The sequence below is a fragment of the Helicobacter sp. MIT 14-3879 genome, from assembly GCF_003364125.1.
In genome coordinates this window covers 1-2,858 of record NZ_NXLP01000112.1, presented here as the reverse complement: position 1 = coordinate 2,858, position 2,858 = coordinate 1, and the positions used below count along the sequence as shown (strand labels likewise).

Here is a 2,858-nt window from a genome sequence, read left to right as displayed (position 1 = left end):
TGTTAATCTTATAATCTAGTTTGACTTTAGTCTTAACTCTTTGGTAAGATGATTTAAATCTGTATTTTCTGTATGCTACACTTTTGCTTGAGAATGATTTATTCTCTTAAGGATTAAGGACAAAAGAGTAAAATTTCGGAATAGACAATAATATCGTAAATACTAAGGGTTTTCACAATTTTAGGAAAGAACTAGTCTGCAGGGCATAAATCGCTATATACTCTTTATTGTTAATGCAATAACAAGCACAAAACGTCTGTCTAAGATGAATGGAACAAAATAACATGAATTTTTATCATGACGAGTGAGCCAATAAAAGTTTGTTAGTAACCCTTAAGTTTCTATCATTTTGCAACCAAAACTATCAAAGCAGTGATACACACCACAAAATGCTAAAGCTTAGCACCAACAATGCTACGGTTATATTCAAGTCATAAGTAAAACCGTTTTTAAATTTTTAAAATTATTATAGAAGGCGTAAAAAACTTACAGGGCATGAAAAGTTTATCCCATGTTTTGCATTTTGCCCATCTAGCTTGGTATATTTATATTGCTTAAACTTATTAAAAGGTAAAGATAAAGTAAGGATATACCCTATTAATACTATTGTCCCCATTATGTAAATAATAACAATAAAAGTTATTTTATGCTCTATTTGTGATTAAACAAAAGCCCTGTCTCTATGTAATTGAGAAAGTACAGAAAGTATTTTATGCACAAAAGCCATTTAATGTCATTCTTATATCTTTAACTAGATTCTCCATTTGATAGAGTATCATTTATTCTGTTTTTGTCCATAAAATGAAATCTCACCATCAAGAAGCTTATACTCAATAATAATAAAGAAATATCTATCTTTAAATACCTCTACAGCCAAAAAAGATAAAACAAAGATTCTTGAGCAAACCATAATATGCTATCATGTTTAACTGCTGTATCAACATTTGATTGGGAGCTAACTATAATTTCTAGCATGAAATGTTGCAAGTATAGAATCTAGCCATGATAATTCGGTGATTCTTTGGTAATATCTACACCATGAACATGACTCTCTTTTAATCCTGCTGGAGTAATTTCAACAATGCGTGCGCGTTCCCATAAGGAAACAATATCTTCTGCTCCTAAATATCCCATGCAAGAGCGCAAACCTCCAACTAATTGATGAATAACATAGGCAATTTTGCCACGATAAGGCACTCTACCTTCTATGCCTTCTGGTACAAGTTTATCTTGTGCCGTGCCTTCTTGAAAATATCTATCACCACTACCCCTCTGCATAGCTCCGATACTGCCCATACCACGATAACTCTTATATTGTCTGCCCTGAAAAATTACTAAATCACCCGGACTCTCTTCTGTACCTGCGAGTAGAGAACCTATCATCACACTTGAAGCACCCACGGCTAAAGCTTTGGCTACATCACCGCTATATTTTATTCCTCCGTCTGCAATGATTGGAATTTTATACTCTCTGGCTACACGAGCGCAACCATCAATAGCAGAGACTTGCGGCATGCCAACTCCTGCCACAATGCGTGTAGTGCATATACTACCCGGTCCAATACCTACTTTTATTGCATCTGCACCTGCTAAGATTAAATCTTTTGTAGCTTCTGGAGTTACAACATTGCCTACAATAATATCAATATCAGCTTGAGATTTAATTTCTTTTAATGTGCTAATTACATTTTTGGAGTGTCCATGTGCAGAATCTAATACCAAAACATCAACTCCCGCGCGAATAAGAGCTAATGCCCTATCAATTTGATTTGCTCCTACAGCAGCTCCTACGCGCAATCTTCCCATAGAATCTTTATTGGCTTGTGGATATTCAATACATTTCTGAATATCCTTAATCGTAATCAAACCTTGTAAAACATTTTTTTCATTAACTAGAGGTAATTTTTCTATGCGATGTTTGTGCATAATATCTTTTGCGTGTTCCAAACTTATACCCACTTTTGCAGTGATTAGAGGGGCTTTTGTCATAACTTCGCCGACTAATTTTTTAAAATTAGTCTCAAATCTTGTGTCACGATTAGTAAGAATTCCGATAAGTATCCCTTGAGAATCTACAACCGGAACACCTGAAATACTATAGTTCTTCATAATATTTTCTGCATCTTGTAATGTTTTATCCGCTGTGATAAATACAGGATCATTGATGATGCCGCTTTCGCTTTTTTTAACCTTACATATTTGTGTTGCTTGAGATTCTATATCCATATTTTTATGAATAATTCCAATACCACCTAATCTTGCCATAGCAATTGCTGCTTTATATTCTGTTACCGTATCCATAGCTGCACTTACAAAAGGGATATTCAGGCTAATATTTTTTGTGAGCATAGATTGTGTGCTAACTTCTTTGGGGAGAACTTCGGAGTATGCAGGGATAAGAAGAATATCTTCAAATGTTAATGCTCGAGTAATCAGGTTCATGGCAATACCTTTCCTATAAATTTTTGAAATAGTCAATATTCTACTTCACTTATAACAATGATTAGTTACCAAATTTTTGAGGAAATAAATACGATGATTCATATTTTATAAAGTTGGCTAGATAGCAAAGTTTTTAACAAATAAATAAGAAATTGTATAATGAGCGGGAAACAATATTCTACAACAACATAGGGATTTGTGTATGCTTTAACATGTCGCATAAATTAGACAGATGGGACTTCTGTGCTTATTTTGATGATTCGTGATAAACTAAGATTATCATACTGTGAATTTTGAGATTAAAATACACAACTGTCTTTATATTGTTAGGTAGAATCAGTCTATTCCTTAATACTAAATAATCTTCTGCTATAATATACTTTTTATTGACACATTTTAATTATCAATGTCAGGAG

The 2,858-nt window shown here is 33.4% G+C and carries 1 protein-coding gene; it reads right to left on the bottom strand.

What is annotated here, in order from left to right; genetic code table 11:
- Nucleotides 1–996 precede the first annotated feature (996 nt).
- Entirely contained in the window at nucleotides 997–2,442 is a 1,446-nt protein-coding gene (gene guaB, locus CQA44_RS11660; protein WP_115547380.1) for an IMP dehydrogenase, read from the bottom strand.
- Nucleotides 2,443–2,858 lie beyond the last annotated feature (416 nt).

Coding starts and splice junctions, on each gene's coding strand:
- guaB (WP_115547380.1), bottom strand. CDS start 2,442: ATGAACCTGATTACTCGAGCATTAACATTTGAAGATATTCTTCTTATC.